The organism is Micromonospora sp. WMMD714, from assembly GCF_029581315.1.
GTDB classification, from domain to species: domain Bacteria; phylum Actinomycetota; class Actinomycetes; order Mycobacteriales; family Micromonosporaceae; genus Micromonospora; species Micromonospora rifamycinica.
In genome coordinates this window covers 3994698-4013898 of record NZ_CP120744.1, presented here as the reverse complement: position 1 = coordinate 4013898, position 19201 = coordinate 3994698, and the positions used below count along the sequence as shown (strand labels likewise).

General features: G+C 73.2%; 17 protein-coding genes and 1 pseudogene. 9 read left to right on the top strand and 9 right to left on the bottom strand.

The genetic code is table 11. The annotated features are described in order from the left end of the window. Nucleotides 1-131: 131 nt before the first annotated feature. Nucleotides 132-659 carry a GNAT family N-acetyltransferase gene (locus tag O7625_RS17630; RefSeq protein ID WP_282339989.1) on the bottom strand — a complete coding sequence of 176 codons (528 nt, stop codon included), beginning with the start codon at nt 657-659 and terminating at the stop codon, nt 132-134. A 146-nt stretch (nt 660-805) separates the two neighbouring features. Between O7625_RS17630 and O7625_RS17625 the strand changes: the two genes are divergently transcribed. Together O7625_RS17625 and O7625_RS17620 are read left to right on the top strand one after the other, a co-directional pair. Then, a complete protein-coding gene (locus O7625_RS17625) occupies nt 806-1288 on the top strand; it encodes a MarR family transcriptional regulator (protein WP_282339988.1) in 483 nt (160 codons plus the stop codon). Nucleotides 1289-1298: 10 nt separating this feature from the next. Further along, complete coding sequence (locus O7625_RS17620; protein ID WP_282339987.1) at nt 1299-2285, top strand: pirin family protein; 987 nt, start codon at nt 1299-1301, stop codon at nt 2283-2285. A 167-nt stretch (nt 2286-2452) separates the two neighbouring features. Here O7625_RS17620 and O7625_RS17615 read toward each other — a convergent pair whose 3' ends face one another. Then, nucleotides 2453-2581, bottom strand: a complete 129-nt coding sequence (locus tag O7625_RS17615; RefSeq protein WP_269458976.1) for a hypothetical protein — start codon at nt 2579-2581, stop codon at nt 2453-2455. 135 nt (nt 2582-2716) lie between these two features. Between O7625_RS17615 and O7625_RS17610 the strand changes: the two genes are divergently transcribed. Continuing rightward, nucleotides 2717-4306: a phospholipase D-like domain-containing protein gene (locus O7625_RS17610; RefSeq protein ID WP_282346998.1), complete on the top strand. Its 1590-nt coding sequence runs from the start codon at nt 2717-2719 to the stop codon at nt 4304-4306. Between the two features lie 251 nt (nt 4307-4557). After that, nucleotides 4558-5382, top strand: a complete 825-nt coding sequence (locus O7625_RS17605; protein WP_282339986.1) for a SigB/SigF/SigG family RNA polymerase sigma factor — start codon at nt 4558-4560, stop codon at nt 5380-5382. A 205-nt stretch (nt 5383-5587) separates the two neighbouring features. On the opposite strand, the gene O7625_RS17600 is transcribed toward O7625_RS17605, so the two are convergent. The 3 genes from O7625_RS17600 to O7625_RS17590 are packed head-to-tail and all read right to left on the bottom strand — an operon-like array spanning nt 5588 to nt 8375. Next, complete coding sequence (locus O7625_RS17600) at nt 5588-6181, bottom strand: GNAT family N-acetyltransferase (RefSeq protein ID WP_282339984.1); 594 nt, start codon at nt 6179-6181, stop codon at nt 5588-5590. After that, nucleotides 6178-7695, bottom strand: a complete 1518-nt coding sequence (locus O7625_RS17595; protein ID WP_282339983.1) for an APC family permease — start codon at nt 7693-7695, stop codon at nt 6178-6180. Before O7625_RS17595 ends, O7625_RS17600 begins: the two co-directional genes overlap by 4 nt. A gap of 53 nt (nt 7696-7748) precedes the next feature. Continuing rightward, a complete protein-coding gene (locus O7625_RS17590) occupies nt 7749-8375 on the bottom strand; it encodes a GPP34 family phosphoprotein (RefSeq protein WP_067308832.1) in 627 nt (208 codons plus the stop codon). 142 nt (nt 8376-8517) lie between these two features. On the opposite strand from O7625_RS17590, the gene O7625_RS17585 reads away from it, so the two are divergent. The 3 genes from O7625_RS17585 (at nt 8518) to hrpB (ending at nt 12207) form a co-directional block, all read left to right on the top strand. Continuing rightward, nucleotides 8518-9363, top strand: a complete 846-nt coding sequence (locus tag O7625_RS17585; RefSeq protein WP_282339982.1) for a helix-turn-helix transcriptional regulator — start codon at nt 8518-8520, stop codon at nt 9361-9363. Between the two features lie 38 nt (nt 9364-9401). After that, complete coding sequence (locus O7625_RS17580) at nt 9402-9602, top strand: DUF397 domain-containing protein (RefSeq protein WP_067308838.1); 201 nt, start codon at nt 9402-9404, stop codon at nt 9600-9602. A gap of 88 nt (nt 9603-9690) precedes the next feature. After that, nucleotides 9691-12207 carry an ATP-dependent helicase HrpB gene (gene hrpB / locus O7625_RS17575; protein WP_282339981.1) on the top strand — a complete coding sequence of 839 codons (2517 nt, stop codon included), beginning with the start codon at nt 9691-9693 and terminating at the stop codon, nt 12205-12207. 62 nt (nt 12208-12269) lie between these two features. On the opposite strand, the gene O7625_RS17570 is transcribed toward hrpB, so the two are convergent. Further along, a complete protein-coding gene (locus tag O7625_RS17570; RefSeq protein ID WP_067308844.1) occupies nt 12270-12995 on the bottom strand; it encodes a protein phosphatase 2C domain-containing protein in 726 nt (241 codons plus the stop codon). A 243-nt stretch (nt 12996-13238) separates the two neighbouring features. Between O7625_RS17570 and O7625_RS17565 the strand changes: the two genes are divergently transcribed. Then, nucleotides 13239-15848 (top strand): glycoside hydrolase family 9 protein, encoded by a 2610-nt coding sequence (locus O7625_RS17565; RefSeq protein ID WP_282346997.1) that lies wholly within the window; start codon nt 13239-13241, stop codon nt 15846-15848. A 220-nt stretch (nt 15849-16068) separates the two neighbouring features. After that, nucleotides 16069-16479 (top strand): hypothetical protein, encoded by a 411-nt coding sequence (locus O7625_RS17560; protein ID WP_089003966.1) that lies wholly within the window; start codon nt 16069-16071, stop codon nt 16477-16479. 226 nt (nt 16480-16705) lie between these two features. On the opposite strand, the pseudogene O7625_RS17555 reads toward O7625_RS17560, so the two are convergent. From O7625_RS17555 to O7625_RS17545, 3 genes and pseudogenes are all read right to left on the bottom strand, one after another. After that, nucleotides 16706-17227, bottom strand: a pseudogene (locus O7625_RS17555) (snapalysin family zinc-dependent metalloprotease); the annotation flags it as partial. Nucleotides 17228-17332: 105 nt separating this feature from the next. Then, nucleotides 17333-17590 (bottom strand): UBP-type zinc finger domain-containing protein, encoded by a 258-nt coding sequence (locus O7625_RS17550; protein WP_282339979.1) that lies wholly within the window; start codon nt 17588-17590, stop codon nt 17333-17335. Then, nucleotides 17590-19167 carry a Na+/H+ antiporter gene (locus O7625_RS17545; RefSeq protein WP_282339978.1) on the bottom strand — a complete coding sequence of 526 codons (1578 nt, stop codon included), beginning with the start codon at nt 19165-19167 and terminating at the stop codon, nt 17590-17592. Before O7625_RS17545 ends, O7625_RS17550 begins: the two co-directional genes overlap by 1 nt. Nucleotides 19168-19201: the final 34 nt, after the last annotated feature.

The following is a 19201-nucleotide window of genomic DNA, read 5'->3' as shown; positions in this document are numbered from 1 at the left end:
CACCGAAGGAGCGGCAGGGCGCGGCACGAGCGGCAGGGCACGGCACGAGCGGCAGGGCACGGCACGAGCGGCAGGGCACGGCACGAGCGGAGCGGGGTGAGGGCGGGCGGGCCGGGGCAGGGGCGAGGGGGTTACGGGTCGGTGGCGAGGCGGGCGTGCAGGTGTTCGTCGTGGCGGTGGCCGTCGCCGTAGCGGTGGGACTCACGCAGCGTCCCCTCCAGCGGGTAGCCGGCCCGTTCGGCGACCCGGCAGGAGGCGGTGTTGGCCACCGCGTGGCACAGCTCGATCCGGTGCAGGTCGAGGTGGGTGAAGGCCCAGTCGGTGAGCGCGCGGAGCGCCCGGCCGGCGACGCCGCGACCCCGGGCCGGGGCGGTGGTCCAGTAGCCGACGGCAGCGTTGTCGTGCCGGATCTGGTGCACCGACACCGACCCGAGCAGTGTCGAGTCGGTGTCGTCGGTCACCGCGAGCGACACGTGACTGCCGTCGCTCCAGTCGGCCCGCCGGGCGATCCACGCCTGGGCTTGGGCCGGGTCGGTCACCCCCTGCCCGTTCCAGCGGACGATCTCGGGGTCGCGCAGGGCGATCAGCACGGCCGACGCGTCGGTCGCCCGCCAGGGGCGCAGCAGCAGGCCGGGGGCGGTGATCTCCACGGGGTCCACCGGGGCAGTCTCGCAGGTCAACCGGCGATCATCGCCAGCCGCCTTCTTCAAATACTGAAGTTCCGCACCTCAAGAAGAGCTGTCGCACTGCTCACAGCGGCACGGCGAGTCTTGTTTAAATTTTAAATAGTGCTATTGTTCGGGACGTGACAGAAAGCCTGGACAGCGAGCGGATGGCCTGCTGGCGCGCGTACATCGAGGCGAGCCAACGGCTGTTCACGCAGCTCGAAGAGGATCTGCGCGCCGAGGGGGAGCTGAGCTTCGCCGACTACCACGTGCTGGTCCTGCTCTCCGAGGCGCCGGGCCAGCGGCTGCGGATGGGCGAGCTGGCCAGCCGGCTGGTCTTCTCCCCCAGCCGGCTCACCTACCAGATCTCCACCATGCAACGACGGGGTCTGGTCGCCAGGCAGTCCTGCCCCGGGGACCGACGGGGCAGCGAGGCGGTGCTCACCGCCACCGGGCTGCTGACCCTGCGTGAGGCCGCGCCGGGGCACCTCGCCTCGGTCCGGCGGCACCTGATGGACGACCTCGACGACGCCGAGGTCACCACCCTGACCCGGGTCTTCGATCGGCTCGGCCGGCGGTTGCGCGCCGACCGGGACGCGACGTCCACCCACCGCGACACCTGAGGAGCCCGAGATGCCCGCGATCACCGTCGACGACGTCCTCGTCCTGCCCCGCCTGCCCCGGCTCGACGAGACCACCAGCTACCGGCCGGTCCGCCGGCTGACCACCGCCCCCAGCGGCTACGAGGGGGAGGGCTTCCCGGTCCGCCGGGCCTTCGCCGGGGTGCCGATGTCCGATCTCGACCCGTTCATCCACCTCGACCAGATGGGCGAGGTGGACTACGCGCCGGGTGAGCCCAAGGGCACCCCGTGGCACCCGCACCGGGGCTTCGAGACGGTCACCTACATGATCGACGGGATCATGGACCACCAGGATTCCCAGGGCGGCGGCGGCACCATCACCGACGGCGACACCCAGTGGATGACCGCCGGCAGCGGCCTGCTGCACATCGAGGCCCCGCCGGAGCACCTGGTGGCCAGCGGGGGTCTGTTCCACGGCCTCCAGCTCTGGGTCAACCTGCCCCGGGTGGCCAAGATGATGCCACCGCGCTACCAGGACATCCGGGGCCGGGAGTCGGCGCTGCTGACCACGCCGGACGGTGGTGCGCTGATCCGGATCATCGCCGGTGAGATCGCCGGGCACCGGGGGCCGGGCTCGACCCACACGCCGATCACGATCGCCCACGTCACGCTGGAGCCCGGTGCCGAGTTGGACCTGCCCTGGCGGGCCGACTTCAACGCGCTGGTCTACGCCCTCTCCGGTCGCGGCACGGTCGGCCCCGACCGGCGACCGTTGCAGGGCGGCCAGCTGGCCGTGCACGGTCCGGGCGACGCGCTGCGGGTGACCGCCGCCGGCAGGCAGGACGGCAACACCCCGGGCCTGGACCTGTACATCATGGGCGGAAAGCCCATCCGGGAGCCGGTGGCGCACTACGGGCCGTTCGTGATGAACACCCGCGCCGAGCTGATGCAGGCCTTCGAGGACTTCCAGGCCGGCAAGCTGGGCGTCGTACCGGCCCAGCGGCTGCCGCACACCGGCGGCCAGGGCGACCGGCCCTGACCGGGCGTACGCCGGCCTGAAGCCGGTGACCCGTCCACGGGCGTCCCGGGATATCCCGGGGCGCCCGTTTCGAGCGCAGTGACCGGCGTGAAGGAGAGGCCCCCGTGCGCCGAGGTGTCCGTTCCGGTGGACCGGGGCGGGCGGTGGTAGCAGGTGGGTGGCGGCCGTCAGGAGACCGCGAAGATCCCGGCCACCCCGAGGATCACCATGAGCAGCACCGCGAGGATCGCGCCGCGTTCGCTCTCGACCGCCTGCGGGCGGTGCTCGGTCGCGGAGTTCGTCGTCTCGGCGGGCATTGCGGTGCCTCCTCGGCGTTCGCGGTCTGCGGGCGCGGTAGGCCGTCCACGGACGGTTCCGGGTGACCCGGAGTGGGTACCGACGGCAGAGGTCCTACCGGTGTGAGGACGTCGTCGACCTCGGGAGGCTGGAACGTGGCGATCGAGGACTGGTTCCTGACCGCTGAGGAACGCGCCAACCCGGCCTCGGGGTTACCCGTCTGGACGACCGGAAACCTCGCCGAGCCGCTGATCCACGGCGCGGCGTACTTCGACCGCCTGGTCAGCGAGGTGGAGGCGCTCGGCGCGGGCGACCATCTCTTCTTCACCGACTGGCGGGGCGACCCGGACGAGCGGATGCGCCCGGACGGCCCGACCGTCGCCCAGATCTTCGCCCGGGCCGCCCAGCGGGGCGTGGTGGTCAAGGGGCTGCTCTGGCGCTCCCACCTCGACGCGTTGTCCTACAGCGAGGCCGAGAACCGCAGCCTCAGTGAGGCGGTCGGGGCCGCCGGTGGCGAGGTGCTGCTCGACCAGCGCGTCCGGCGCGGCGGGTCGCACCATCAGAAGCTGGTGGTGCTGCGCCATCCCGACGCGCCGGAGCGGGACATCGCCTTCGCCGGCGGGATCGACCTGTGCCACAGCCGACGCGACGACGCCGAGCATCTCGGCGACCCGCAGCCCCTGGCCATGTCGCCGAAGTACGGCCCGCGCCCACCCTGGCACGACGTGCAGCTCGCCATCCGGGGGCCGGCGGTCGGGGCGCTGGACACCACGTTCCGTGAGCGGTGGACCGACCCGATGCCGCTGGACTCGGAGAACCCGCTGGCCTACCTGCGGGACCGGTTCCGGGGCTCCGATCTCAGTCCCGATCCGCTGCCCGACCAGCCGGCCGACCCGCCGCCCTGCGGCCCGCACCGCATCCAGGTGTTGCGCACCTACCCGGCAGTCCGCCCCCGGTACTCCTTCGCCCCCGACGGCGAGCGGACGGTGGCCCGGGGCTACACCAAGGCGGTCCGCCGGGCCCGCCGTCTGATCTACCTGGAGGACCAGTACCTCTGGTCGACCGAGGTGGCCGAGTTGTTCGCCGAGGCGCTGCGGGACAACCCGGATCTGCACCTGGTCGCCGTGGTCCCCCGCCACCCGGACGTGGACGGCGCGTTGGCGCTGCCGCCGAACATGGTGGGCCGGGAGCAGGCGCTCTCGCTGTGCGAGCGGGCCGCCCCGGAGCGGGTGCACGTCTTCGACGTGGAGAACCGGGCGGGTGGACCGGTCTACGTGCACGCCAAGATCTGCGTGGTCGACGACGTCTGGGCGAGCGTGGGCAGCGACAACTTCAACCGGCGGTCCTGGACGCACGACAGCGAGCTGTCCTGCGCGGTGCTCGACGAGACCCGCGACGAGCGGTCCCCCGTCGATCCGGCCGGTCAGGGCGACGGTGCCCGGGTGTTCGCCCGGGACCTGCGGCTGCGGCTGTGGCGCGAGCACCTGGACCGGGATCCGGACGGCGCGGACGACGCCGACCTGCTCGACCCGGCCAGCGCGGTCGAGGCGATCACCTCGGCCGCCGACACCCTCCAGCGGTGGTACGACGACGGCCAGGTCGGCCCCCGGCCCCCGGGTCGGCTGCGCCCGCACCGGCCCGAGCGGCTGCCCTGGTACACCCGGCTCTGGGCGCTGCCGGCGTACCGGCTGGTCTACGACCCCGACGGCCGACCGCTGCACGCCCGGCGCAAGGGCACCTGGTGAGGGTGCGGCACATCCGGGCGCGGGGACGGATCGTCCCGGGGAGCATCAGTGCGGCCGTGCGGATGGTCACAAATCATGCACATCATGTCCGATTTTTACTTTTTATGGATTAAAGTCACTTAAGTACATCAGCCGTTCGGCTAGATTTCGGTTCACCGATCAGGCTATGGTGGCTTCCGAACGGCCCATCTGAAGCTAAACCACAGCGTCGCGTCTTTTTGTCCGCGGACGAGGTGCAGGGAGGACCACCAATGACCGCGCCCACCATGAGCGAGCAGGCGAGCACAGCGCCGTCCACCACCGAGAAGCTGGACCCCCGCGCCCTCACCGACAGCGCCGCCGACCTGCTGAACGCGATGGCCGCGCTGCCCGCCGGCCACCCGTCCCGGGCCGCGCTGCGCGACCGGGCGATCGAGGCCTGGCTGCCGCTGGCCAACCACCTGGCCCACCGCTACAGCGGCCGGGGCGAGCCCACCGACGACCTCGCCCAGACCGCCGCGGTCGGCCTGATCAAGGCGATCGACAAGTTCGACCCGTCGCGCGGCGTCGACTTCGCCGGTTACGCCATCCCGACCATCATCGGTGAGCTCAAGCGGCACTTCCGGGACCGCACCTGGGACATCCGGGTGCCGCGTCGGCTCCAGGAGCTGCGGCTGGCCATCTCCGACGCCAACAGCTCGCTGCTGCAGACCCTGGGCCGCTCGCCCACGGTCGCCGACATCGCCGCCCACCTCAAGCTCACCGAGGAAGAGGTCCTGGAGGGCCTGGAGGGCGCCCGTGCGTACAACGCGGTGTCGCTGTCCACCCCGACCGGCGACGGCGACCGCGCCACCGAGCTGGGCGACATGCTCGGCGGCGAGGACAACGAGTTCGAGCTGGCCGAGCTGCGGGTCGCCCTCGGCCCGGCGCTGGCCACCCTCGACGAGCGCGAGCAGAAGATCCTCACGCTGCGCTTCTACGGCAACCTGACCCAGTCGCAGATCGCCGACCAGATCGGCGTCTCGCAGATGCACGTGTCCCGGCTGCTCGCCCGCGCGCTGACCAAGCTGCGCGGTCAGCTCGACGGCACCTACTAGGGGGTGGTGCCGTCGCCGGGCCTGCGGGTCCGGTGACGGCGGCGACCACAGGGGCCCGGTCGGCGGTTCGCCGGCCGGGCCTTCGCCGTACCCGGAAAGCCGGCGGAACCGGCCCGTCCCCGACGCCGGCCGGAGGCGGAACCGGCCACGGACCGCGAGGAGGCTCCGACCCGCCCGGGTCGGAGCCTCCTCGTCGTCGGTGCGGTCAGCCGCTCACCGGATCACGCCACATGGGGTAGAACGGCGTGCCGTCCGGCAGCCGGAAGACCTCCCGGGGGCGGTAGCCGTGCCGGGCGTAGAGATCCCGGCTGGCCTCGCTGCTCGCCTCCAGGTAGCCGGGCACCCCCTGGGCGTCCAGCCAGGCGTGGTGGTGCTCCAGCAGCGCGGTGCCCAACCCCTGCCCCTGCCGCGCCGGCCGGACGGCGAGCAGCGCCAGGTGGTGGTGGTCGGGGTGCGGATGGTTGGCGGCGAACAGCTCGTCGAGGTGCCGGAACCGGGGGGTCCACTCCCCGCAGGCCGCGGCCAGCCGGTCGTCGTAGTCCACCGGTGCCGGCGACTCGTCACCGACCTGGGGGAACCAGACCGCCACCGCGTCCCGGTCGACAGTGCCGAAGACCAGCCCGTGCCGCATCGCGTGGTCGACCAGGATCTCGAAGTTGTCGGCGAACACGGCCTCCCGCTTCGCCTCGTCCGGCACCAGCCAGTGGGTCGCCGGCAGCACCAGGAACGCCTCGGCGATCCGCTCGGCGACGAGCCGGGTGTCGGCGGCGCCGAGCCGCTCGACGGGCACCGGGCTCACCGCCGGGCCTCCACCGGCACCGGAGCGTCCACCGGCGGTGCGAACAGGGTGGTGGAGACGCTCTCCGCGCCCCGCCCGATCCGGGCGTAGACGTCGGGCCGGCGGGACCGCAGCACCAGACCCCAGAGCAGGCCGATCAGCGCAGCGACCGGGTAGACCCCGGGGATGATCCAGCGCAGCGCCGAGTCCGGCGCGACGCCGAGCAGGGTGGCGAAGTTCGCCACCGCGACCGCCACCATGGCGGCCAGCGCGACGGTGGCCAGGGCCGGGGCGATCGCCCGCCGCCACAGCGACTCCGCGGTGTCGGACCGGGCGAAGTAGACGATCACCGCGACGCTCGTGCTGGCGATCAGCAGCAGCACCCCGAAGCCACCGCCGGTGCCGGCGTAGTAGAAGAGCTGCACCACCGGATCCCAGCCGTTGACCGCGTACAGCGTGATCACCAGCAGGCCGAGCAGGCTCTGCGCCAGCGACGCGACCCGGGGCGCCCCGGTGCGGGGCGAGGTCTGCCCGAAGGCGGCCGGCAGCACACGCTCCCTGCCCAGCGCGAAGGCGTACCGGGCGGTGGTGTTGTGGAACGAGATCATGGCGGCCAGCACCGAGGTCATGAAGAGCGCCTGGCCGATGGTGACGGCGGTGTCACCGAAGTGCGCGGCGGCCAGGTTGAAGATCAGTTCGATGCTCTGCTCACCGGCGGTGGCGGAGATGTTCTCCGGGCCGACGGCCACGGTCATCGACCACGAGGAGAGCGCGTAGAGCCCGGCGATGATCGCCACCGAGAGGTAGGTGGCCAGCGGAACCGTCCGCTTCGGGTCCTTGCTCTCCTCGCTGAAGACCACCGAGGACTCGAAGCCGACGAACCCGGTCATGGCGAGCACCAGCAGCGCGCCCGCACCGGGCACCAGCAGGTTCGACGGGGCCAGCGCGGCGAAGCTGGTCGAGCCGCCCACCGGGTGGCTGAGCTGACCCAGGTCGAACACGAGGATCACCACGATCTCGGCGATCAGCAGCACGGCGAGGACCAGGCCGTTGACGTCCACCCGCAGCAGGCCGAGGACGGCGACCAGCGCCCAGGCGGCGAGGGCCACCACGGCCCAGTGCGGTTCGACGCCGAAGAGGGTGCCGAGCACCGGGGCGGCGGCGGCGCCGATCGCGCCGTAGAGGCCGACCTGGAGCGCGTTGTACGCGATGAGCGCGACCCAGGCCGCGCCGACGCCGGCCGGCCGGCCGATGCCCCGCGAGACGTAGGCGTAGAACGCGCCGGCGTTTTCCACCCGGCGGGCCATCGCCACGTAGCCGACGGAGAAGAGCGCCAGGACGGCGCCCACCGCGAGGAAGGCCAGCGGCATGCCGGTGATGCCGGTGACCGCGTAGCCGGTGGTGACCACGCCGGCCACCACGGTCAGCGGCGCGGCGGCGGAGAGGACGAAGAAGATGACCGACGGCACGCCGAGGCGGCCACGGGCCAGGGCGTCACTGACGTTACTGGGTCGTGCGACTGTCGGTTGGGGCATGGGGGCTGCTCCGGAAAGAGGGGAGAGGAGGGGGAAGGGGTGGCGCGGCGAGATCAGGGGATGCCGCGCAGCACCGCGGCGCCGACCGCGGCCTCGGTGTGCACGACCAGTTCCTGCAGGGGGGCGGGCAGCGACTGGATGAGGGTGGACAGCCGGTGGTGGGCGCGCGGGCCGGCGCTCCACAGCACCTCGCGGGTCAGCCCGGCCGCGGCCACCAGCCCGAGCAGGGTGGTGTCCGACACCAGGGGCTGCTCCGGCCGCTCGATCAGGGCACGCAGCCGGGTCGCCGGCCAGGCGGCGGCGTTGAGGTCGATCGGCAGGTAGCTGACCGTGGTCCGCAGCAGCCGGCGGTTCTCCTGCCGGCGCAGCACCCCGGCGCGGGCCAACCGCTCCCCCACCGACGTGGTCGACGACTGGGACAGGAAGGCGAGCCAGGTCCGCACCGCCTGGTGCTGCGACTCGCCGATGAGCTGGTCGAGCACGGTGTGCGCCAGCGCGTCGGCCGGGGGACGCCGGTCGAGCACGGTGACCAGTCCACCCGAGACGGTGATCTGTCCGAAGAGGATCAGCTCGGCCAGCAGACCGGCGGCGAGGCCGAGGCCGGTCGCGCTCGGGTGCAGCTTGGCCTTGCCCCGGCTGTCGTTGTGCGCGATCAGAAAGAACTCGTCGGCGACCAGCAAACGAGCCTCCCACGCATTGTCCACAGGTGATCCACGCCGGGTGACAGGATGCCTCCACAAAGGCCGCTTTGCAACTCCCGGATTCCATGGTTGCACTCCGTGCTCGGGTGACCTGCGGATCTTGTCGTGACAGACTCGGAGGGTGACCGTCAGCCCCACCGTTCGCCGCCGCCGCATCGCCCGTGAACTCCGCCAACTGCGGGAACGCGCCGGCATGACACTCGACGTGGCCGCCCGCCAGCTCGACATGTCCAAGAGCAACCTGTCCCGGATCGAGAACGCCCAGATCGGCATCAAACCCCGCGACGTGCGGGCCGCACTGGCGCTCTACCAGGTGACCGGCGACGACGCCGAGGCGCTCATCGAGATAGCCCGGGGCGCCCAGCAGCGCGGCTGGTGGCAGAACTACAGCGACGTGCTGCCCGAGTGGTTCGAGTTCTACGTCGGTCTGGAGGCGGAGGCGGAGAGCCTGCGCACGTACGAGGCCGAATCCGTTCCCGGCCTGCTGCAGACCGAGGCGTACGCCCGGGAGATGTTCCGCCGCACGGCCGGCGAGGAGGGGCTGGAGCGCAAGGTGGCCGCCCGGTTGCGCCGCCAGGAGGTGCTGCACCGGAAGTCTCCCCCGGTCGACCTGTCGGTGGTGCTCAACGAGGCGGTGCTGCTGCGACCGGTGGGAGGTCCGGCCGTCATGGCCGAGCAGTTGACCCGGATGGTCGAGGTAGCTCAGTTACCGAACGTGACGTGCCACGTACTTCCGTTCGCGTCCGGTGGCCACCCGGCGATGAGCACTCCCTATGTGATCCTCACGTTTGCCGACGCGGCCGACCATTCCGTGGTCTACCTGGACAATCTCACGCTGGGTCTGGCGCTGGAGGACGTGGGACACGTGCGCGGGTATAGGCTTGTACACGAGGAGCTGTGCCGGATGGCACTCGATCCGGCGGAGTCCCTGACCCGCATCGAGGATGCTGCTCGTCACTTTGCGTGATCGCATCGCGGCACGCCCGGCTGAACGTGAGGTAAGGGATGCAGGCGCTGCCTCTGTCCACGATGGACTGGCGGACCAGCAGTCGCAGCAGCGGCAACGGCAACTGCGTGGAGGTCGCCACCACGGCCGACCGGATCGCGGTACGGGACAGCAAGGACCGGTGCGGTCCCGCGCTGGTCTTCCCCGCCGACGCCTGGACAGCCTTCGTCACCAGCATGGAGGCGGTGCGCCGGGGCTGACGTCCGCGCCGGGCGGCATCCCGGCCCGGCGGGTCGGCGACGGTGGGCGCGGGCGGGGCGGGCGGCCCGGCGTGCCACAGTGGCAGTCGTGCTCTCCGACGTACCACTCGACCTGCCGGTCCGGCCGGCGCTGCCACCGCTGCTGCGGGCGCTGACCGGCACCGGCGGCGCGGTCCTGGTGGCCCCGCCCGGCACCGGCAAGACCACCCTCGCGCCGCTCGCGGTGGCCGAGGGGGTGGCCGGCACGGTGCTGGTGGCCCAGCCCCGCCGGGTGGCCGCCCGCGCGGCGGCCCGGCGGATGGCCGACCTGCTCGGCGAGCGGGTCGGCGACCGCGTCGGGTACGCCGTCCGTGGCGACCGCCGGGTCGGCCCCGGCACCCGGATCGAGGTGGTCACCACCGGCCTGCTGGTCCGCCGGCTGCTGCGCGACCCGGAGCTGCCCGGGGTGGACGCGGTGCTGCTCGACGAGGTGCACGAGCGGCAGCTCGACGTCGATCTCGCGCTGGCCTTCACCGTGGAGGCCCGCGCGGCGCTGCGTCCCGAGCTGTGGCTGGTGGCGATGTCGGCGACCCCGGAGGCGGACCGGTTCGCCGCGCTGCTCGGCGGCGACACCCCCGCCCCGGTGATCCGCGCCGAGGCGGCCCTGTACCCGGTCGAGCGGGTCTGGACGCCGCCACCGCGACCCGTCACCCCGCCGGGCGCGGGCCGGGTCGACCCGGCCCTGCTCGACCACGTGGCCGGCACGGTCCGGCGGGCCCTGCACGAGCAGGACGGGGACCTGCTGGTCTTCCTGCCCGGAGCCGGGGAGATCGGGGCGGTGGCCCGCCGGCTGGCCGACCTGGCCGCACGGGTGGCCGTCCTGCCGCTGCACGGGCGGCTGCCCGCCGCCGCGCAGGACGCCGCGCTGCGCCCCGCCGGACGACGCCGGGTGGTGCTCGCCACCTCGGTCGCGGAGAGCAGCCTGACCGTGCCCGGGGTCCGGGTGGTCGTCGACGCCGGGCTGTCCCGGGTGGCCCGCACCGACCTGGCCCGCGGGCTCGGCGCGCTGGTGACCGTGCCGGTGTCCCGGGCCGCCGCCACCCAGCGGGCCGGCCGGGCCGGACGACAGGCCCCCGGCGTGGTCTACCGGTGCTGGTCCGAGGCCACCCACGGCCGGCTCGCCGCCCAGCCCGAGCCGGAGATCGCCACCGCCGACCTGACCGGTTTCGCGCTGGACCTGGCCGCCTGGGGCAGCCCGGACGGCACCGGCCTGGCGCTGCCCGACCCGCCGCCGGACGCCGCGTTGACCGTGGCCCGGGAGACGCTGACCACCCTCGGCGCGATCGACGCCGACGGCCGGGTGACCGCCCGGGGCCGGGCCATCGCCGCCACCGGCACCCCTCCCCGGCTGGGTCGGGCGCTGCTCGACGGCGCGGCCCGGGTCGGCCCGGACCGGGCCGCCGAACTGGTCGCCCTGCTCGCCGAGGACGGCCTGACCGGGCGGCACGACGACCTGACCGCCGGCTGGCGGCGGCTCCGTGACGGGGTGGACCCCGGTGCCAGTGCCCGCTGGCGTACCGAGGTGCGCCGGTTGCGGGCCGCCCTGCCCGCCGACACCGGGCGGGGCGGCGGCGGCGGGTGGCTGCCGGACGACCTGGCGGCCGGGCTGCTGGTGGGGCTGGCCTACCCGGAGCGGTTGGCCCGGCTGCGCCGGGCCGGTGGGACGTCGTACCTGATGGCCGGCGGGACCGGGACGGAGCTTTCGGCCGGGTCGGCGCTGACCGGCACGGCCTGGCTGGCCGTGGCGGTCGCCGACCGGTCGCCCGGCGCACCGACCGCCCGGGTCCGGCTGGCCGCCCCGGTGGACGAGGCGACCGCCCGCGAGGCCGGTGGCCCCCTGCTGACCGAGGCCCAGGAGGTCGGCTGGAGCGACGGCGACGTGCTGGCCCGCCAGGTGTCCCGGCTCGGCGCGATCGAGCTGGTCAGCCGCCCGCTGGCCCGGCCGGCGCCGGAGCTGGTGGCCGCCGCGCTCGCCGAGGGGCTGCGCCAGGCGGGACTGGACCTGCTGACCTGGACCCCGGCAGCCCGGTCGCTGCGTCAGCGGCTGGCGTTCTGCCGGCAGGCGGGGGGCGACGACTGGCCGGACGTCTCCGACGCCGGGCTGCTCGCCGCCGCCGACCGGTGGCTCGGGCCGGAGCTGGCCGCCGCCCGCCGCCGCGCCGACCTGGCCCGGATCGACGTCGCCGGGGCGTTACGGCGGCTGCTGCCCTGGTCGCAGGCGGGCCGGCTGGACGAGCTGGCTCCGGAGCGGATCGCGGTGCCCAGCGGCTCCCGGGTCCGCGTCGACTACACCGACCCGGCCGCGCCGGTGCTGGCGGTGAAGCTCCAGGAGACGTTCGGCTGGGCCGACGCGCCCCGGCTGGCCGGCGGCCGGGTGCCGGTACGGCTGCACCTGCTCTCCCCGGCCGGTCGGCCGGTCGCGGTCACCGCCGACCTGGCGTCCTTCTGGCGTACCGGGTACCCGCAGGTGCGCGGGGAGCTACGCGGGCGCTATCCGCGTCACCCCTGGCCCGAGGACCCGACCACGGCCGCCCCGACCCGGCACACCACGCACCGCCGACGCTGACCGGCCCCGCCCGTCGAGCGGGCGCTCACCGGCCCCGCCCGTCGAGCGGGCGCTGACCGGCCTCACTCGTCGACGACGTCGGCGATGAGCACGGTGATGTTGTCCGGACCACCGGCCCGCAGGGCCAGGTCGATCAGGCGGCGGGCGCAGTCCTCCCGCTCCGGGGTCTCCCGCAGCACCTCGGTGAGGGTGTCCGGGCGGACCACGTTGGAGAGGCCGTCGCTGCACAGCAGCCAGCGGTCACCGGCCCGGGGGACCATCGTCGCGTACGACGGGGAGACCTCCTCCCCCTGCAGCGCCTGGGTGACCACGGCCCGCCGGGGGTGGCTGGACGCCTCCTCGGGGCTGATCAGGCCCTGGTCGACCAGCATCTGGACGAAGGTGTCGTCGCGGGTCACCTGCTTGAGGGTGCCCTCGCGGAACAGGTAGGCCCGGGAGTCGCCGACGTGCGCGAGCGCCAGGCAGCTCCCCGTCCGGGAGAAGAGCAGGGCGGTCAGTGTGGTGCCCATGCCCTGCCGCTCCCGGTCCTCCTGCACCGCCTGGTGGATCCGCGCGGTGGCCAGCTCGATGCCGGTCTGCAACGCCGCCACCAGAGCGTCCTCGGGGGTTTCGACGTCCAGCGGGGCGACCGCGTCGATGGCGATCCGGCTGGCCAGGTCGCCGGCCGCCATCCCGCCCATGCCGTCGGCGACGGCGACGAGCCAGGCGCCGGAGTGCAGGGCGTCCTGGTTTCCGCTGCGGATCAGCCCGCGGTCGCTCGTCCCGACGGAACGAAGCTTCAGGGTCATGGGTGGCAGCCTGCCAGGCGGAGGGTGTTGTTGTCTCTAGGAGATCAGGACGACTGCGCGTGGCGCGGCGAATCTCACTGCCCCGGGCGTCGGTCCGGACCGTCCCGACCAGGCCGAAGGTCATCCAGTCGAATCGATTGACAGGGAGGAGACGCGCTGGAAACATCTGGCTGATACTGGGAGCGCTCCCATCGATGGACAGCGTTACCACACCTCCACCGCCCGGAAAGGAATCCCGTGATCCTGACCCGACGACGTCGGCGGCATCTCGCGGTACTGGCAACGACCACCCTGATCCTCACCGGCCTCGGCGCCGGCGTGGCCCACGCCGAGGTGCCCCCGGACGCCCCCGAGCAGATCACCAACGGCGACTTCAGCGAGGGCGTCTCGCCCTGGTTCTCCTACGGCACCGGCCCGCTCGACATCGTCGACGGCCGGCTCTGCGTCACCGTCCCCGCCGGGTTGGCCAACCCCTGGGATGCCGGCATCGGCCACGACGGGGTCCGGCTCAACGCCGGCGCGGAATACAAGCTGGGCTTCGACATCTCGGCCACCCCCGGGCTCTCGGTCAACGCCGTGCTCCAGCTCGGCAGCGCCCCCTACACGTCGTACGCGAGCGTCCCGGCCGTCGCCAACCCGACGACCAAGCGGGTCGAGCAGACCTTCACCGTCCCGGAGGACAACCCCAACGCCCAGCTCATCTTCCAGGTCGGCGGGGCCGCCGCCGAGCAGCGCCTCTGCCTGGACAACGTCTCGCTGCGCGGTGGCGAGGCGGCACCGCCGTACGTGCCGGACACCGGCCCCCGGGTCCGGGTCAACCAGGTCGGCTACCTGCCCGGCGGCCCCAAGAACGCCACCGTGGTGACCGAGTCGACCGGGGCGCTGCCCTGGCAGCTCAAGTCGGCGGCCGGCACGGTCGTCGCCAGCGGCGCGGCCACCCCGCGCGGGGTGGACACCGCCTCCGGGCAGAACGTGCAGACCATCGACTTCTCGTCGTACCGCACGCCCGGCACCGGCTACACCCTCGTCGCGGACGGGGAGACCAGCCACCCGTTCGACATCTCCGGCGACCTCTACGACCGGCTGCGCGCCGACGCGATGCAGTTCTTCTACGCCCAGCGCAGCGGCATCGAGATCGACGGTGACCTGATCGGCGAGGAGTACGCCCGCCCGGCCGGCCACCTCGGGGTCGCCCCCAACCAGGGCGACACCCAGGTCCCGTGCCAGCCCGGCGTCTGCGACTACTCGCTGGACGTGCGCGGCGGCTGGTACGACGCGGGCGACCACGGCAAGTACGTGGTCAACGGCGGTATCGCCGCCTATCAGCTGCTGAGCGCCTTCGAGCGGACCAAGACGGCGGAGAGCGCCGCCGGTGGCGCCGCGCTGGGCGACTCGACGCTGCGGGTGCCCGAGCGCGGCAACGCCGTGCCGGACGTCCTCGACGAGGCCCGCTGGGAGATCGAGTTCCTGCTCCGGATGCAGGTGCCGACCGGCAAGCCGCTGGCCGGGATGGTCCACCACAAGATCCACGACAAGGCGTGGACCGGCCTGCCGCTCGCCCCGCAGGACGACGCGCAGCCGCGTGAGCTGCACCCGCCGTCGACCGCCGCCACCCTGAACCTGGCCGCCGTCGCCGCTCAGTGCCAGCGCCTCTTCGCCCCGTACGACGCGGCGTTCGCCGCCCGCTGCGGCACCGCCGCGTCGAGCGCCTACGCCGCCGCCAAGGCCCACCCGGCCGTCTACGCCGACCCGGCCGACGGCATCGGCGGCGGGGCCTACGAGGACAACAACGTCACCGACGAGTTCTACTGGGCCGCCGCCGAGCTGTACCTGACCACCGGTAAGAAGGCGTACCTGGACGACCTGACCGCCTCGCCGCACCACACCGGCGACGTGTTCGCCACGGGCGGCGCGTTCAGCTGGCAGAGCGTGGCTGCGGTCGGCCGGCTCGACCTGGCCACCGTGCCCAACGGCCTGCCGGCCGCCGACAAGGCCCGGGTCCGCGCCTCGGTGACCGCCGCCGCCGACAAGTACCTGACCACCCTGCACGCCCAGGCGTACGGCCTGCCGGTGCCGGGTGAGGCCGCCAGCTACGTCTGGGGCAGCAACAGCAACATCATCAACAACATGGTCGTGCTGGCCACCGCCTTCGACCTCAGCCGGGACGCGAAGTACCGGGACGGCGCGGTGCAGGCGAGCGACTACCTGCTCGGCCGCAACGCGCTGAACATCTCGTACGTGACCGGTTGGGGCGAGCAGAACGCGCGCAACCAGCACAGCCGGATCTTCGGCAACCAGCTCAACCCGGCCATGCCGAACCCGCCGGCCGGCTCGCTCGCCGGTGGCCCGAACGCCGCCCTCCAGGACCCGTTCGTCGCCCAGCTGCTCAAGGGCTGTGCGCCGATGTTCTGCTACGTCGACGACATCAACTCGTACTCGACCAACGAGGTGGCGATCAACTGGAACTCCGCGCTGGCCTGGCTGGCGTCGTTCCTCGCCGACCAGGGTGACGCCAAGGCGGTGGCCCCGATCACCTGCGCGGTCACCTACCAGGTGCACGGCACCTGGCCGGACGGCTCCAACACCCAGGTCGTCCTCCGCAACACCGGCGACACCGCCATCGACGGCTGGACCCTGCGGTACGCCTACAACGGCGACCAGAAGGTCACCCAGGCGTGGACGGCCAAGGTGACCCAGTCCGGGGCCACCGTGACCGTGAAGAACGAGTCGTACAACGCGAAGATCGCGCCGGGCGGCAGCGTGACCTTCGGCCTGCTCGCCAAGACCGGCACGCTGGCCAACCCGTCGCCGGACCTGATCACCGTCAACGGCACGGCCTGCGCCGTGTCCTGACCGGCACACACCTCGGGCCCCGGGTCACCACCCGGGGCCCGAGCGCGCCGGGCGGTCGTCCCCCGACCGCCCGGCGCACCCTCGACACACACCGCTGACCGCCGGCACACCCGCGCCCCCACACCCCGCGCACCCGCCTCCCGGTCCCGCACACCGCTGACCGCCGGCACGCCCGCCCCGCCCCGGCCGCCCGCCCGGCCCAGTAGTGGAGACGAGTCCCATGCCCGAGCTGACCACGATCTCCGACGCCGAACGTCGGCGCATCGTCCACGAGTTCGTCGACGAGACCGTCGGCGACGCCCACCCCGAGGTCGTGGCGATGGTCCGCGACCTCACCCACCGGGTGCACGACACCGTCGAGCTGGCCCGCGCCGCCGGCATCGCGCCGGAGTCGGCCCGCGCCGCCCACGTGGTGGCCGCCGTGGTGGCCGCGTACGGCGAGGTCTTCGACCGGGTCGACGACGCCGGTTACCGCAGCGCGCTGCTGGCCCGCCTGGAGATCGCGAACGACCCCCGCACCGAGCGGTACTTCGAGCTCCTGGCCACGGTCAACGGATGGACCCCACCGCCCACCCTGACCCCCGTCCTGAACTGGCTCATCACCGCCCTGACCCACCACCCCACCCCCTGACCCCGCCCCCGCTCCCCACTCCCACATCCGCCCCGGTGATCAAGAGGTTTACGTCAAGTTAGTGATCAACTTTGACGTAAACCTCTTGATCACCGGGGCGCAGCGGTGGGGCGAGAGCGGGGGCGAGGAGGCGGGGTGCGGGGGCGGGGGCGGGGGCGAGGACGGGGGGCGGGGTGGGTCAGGGGGTGGGGGTCCAGGTGTGGGTGGTGGGGGTGGGGGCGGCGAGGGAGCCGGCGAACAGGGCGTTGACCCGGGCGGCCTCCGCGGCGCTGGGGTTGGCGTTGCGGCAGGAGACCGGGGCGCTACTGCCGGACATCAGGTCGGTGCACAGGCCGGTCCGGTTGTCCGGCAGGCCGAGGATGTGGCCGATCTCGTGGGTGGCGATCCGGGTCCGGTCGTACCCCTGGTCGACGGCCTGGGTGCCCATCCAGACCCGCCCGTTGCCCAGGCTGGTGGTCTGCGCCCGGGGCCAGCCGGTGTCGACGTAGATGGTGATGTTGCCGGGGGTGCGGGCGGCCAGCCGGACGTTGGTCACCGAGCTGTTCCAGATCGTCGCAGCCTGGTCGAAGTTGGTGCGGAACTCCCCGGCCCGGCTGGCGTCGTAGTAGACGGTCCGCACGGCGACGGACGCGCCGCCGGCAGGCGCGGCGGACGCGCCGGTGCCGGTCGCGGTGACCGCGCCGGTCGCCGCGAGCACCAGTGCCAGCAGGATTCCGGCGGTACGCGAGAACTCTCGTCGTCGGAGCATCCGACCTCCCATCGATAGAAGTTCACCGATGTTAGATCGTCTGTCGACCCGGGGTCGAATAGCGGATGCGTCATACCGCCGCGACCGACCGCGCCGATGGCGGCGTCAGCCGATCTCCTCGTCGACGAAGCACCAGCGCCAGGACTCCCCCGGCTCGATCGAGCGCATCACCGGGTGCCCGCTCGACTCGAAGTGCTTCGTCGCGTGCTGGTACGGCGACGAGTCACAGCACCCCGTCCGGCCACACTCCACACAGGACCGCAGGTGCACCCAGTCGGCGTTGCCGACGGCGACGCACTCCGGGCAGCCGTCGGTGACGGTCGGCTCGGCGGTCCCCGCCCCGGTCAGGTGTACACAGCTCATCAGTCGTCCTCCCGTCGCAACAACGACTCCTCCAGGTCCAGGTCTCGGTAGGCCCGCACCAGCACCTCCTCGGGAATCCGTCCCTCGTCGCGGGCGGTCCGGAAGACCTCCCGCTCGGCGTCGATCATCTCCTGCCGCAACCGACCGTACGCCTGGGACGGGGTTTCCCGGCCGGTGCCGCCGAGCCGTTCCCAGGCCAGGTTGGTACGACTCTGCACCAGCCCGCGCAGCCGCTCCACCACCGCCTCGGGAGCGCCCCCGGCCAACTCGTCCAGCCGCTCCCGGGCCGCCCGGCCCGCCTGCTGCTGCACCGTCGCGGCGGAGAGCGCGTCGGCCACCGGGTCGTCCGGGGGCAGTCTCAACCGGCGGGCCAGCCACGGCAGGGTCGCGCCCTGCCCGAGCAGGGTCGCCATGATCACCGCGAAGGCCAGCCAGATGAACAGCGCCCGCTGGTACGGCTGCTCCCCGGCCAGAGTCAGCGGCAGGCCCAGCGCGGCGGCCAGGGTCACCACCCCGCGCATCCCGGCCCAGCCGATGACGATGGGGAACTGCACCGGCGGGGCCGGATCCCGCTGCCGCAGCCGGGGTACCAGCCGGGCCAGGTAGGTGGCCGGGAAGACCCAGACGAACCGGGTCAGGACGACCGCCGCCAGCACCGCCGCGGTGATCCCCACCAGCCGGCCGGTCGGCTCGTCGAGATCCTGCAACACCTCGGGCAGCTGCAGGCCGACCAGCAGGAAGACCAGCCCCTCCAGCAGGAACTGCACCAGTCGCCAGAACGCGCCGGTCTGCAGCCGGGAGGCGGCCGACAGCAGCAGCGGCATCTTGTGGCCGATCCCCAACCCGGTGACCACCACCGCCACCACCCCGGAGGCGTGGATCTCCTCGGCCGCGAAGACCACCGCGAACGGCACGATCAGCGACAACGCGTTGTCCAGCAGCGGGTCGGTGGTCCGCTTGTGCAGGTATCCGAAGACCACCACGCCCAGCAGCCCGACCAGCACCCCGCCGCCGGTGGCGACCACCACCTCCTGGGCGACGTACCCGAAGCTGACCGAGCCGGCGCTGGCGGTGGCCGCCACGATCGCCACCCGCAGCAGCACCAGCGCGGTGGCGTCGTTGACCAGGCTCTCCCCCTCCAGGATGGTCACCAGCCGCCGGGGCAGGCCCACCCGCCGGGCCACCGCGGTGGCGGCGACCGCGTCCGGCGGCGCCACCACCGCGCCCAGCGCCACACAGATGGCGTACGGCAGGTCGGGCAGGAACAGGTGCACCACCGTGCCCACCACGAACGCGGTGAAGATCACCAGCCCCACCGCGAGCAGCAGGATCGGCCGCAGGTTGAGCCGGAAGGCCGGTACCGAGGTGCCCAGCGCCGCCACGTAGAGCAGCGGCGGCAGGATGCCCACCAGCACCAGGTCGGGATCGAGCCGGACGTGTGGGAAGCCCGGCAGGAAGGACAGCCCGAGACCGAGCACCACCAGCAGGATCGGCGCGAGCAGCCCCAGCTTGCGGGCCAACGCGGCGCCGAAGGTCGCGATCGCCAGGAAGACCACGACCTCGAACAGAGCTTCCATGAGGTAGCAGCCTAGGGGTACCGGCGCGCGGTGA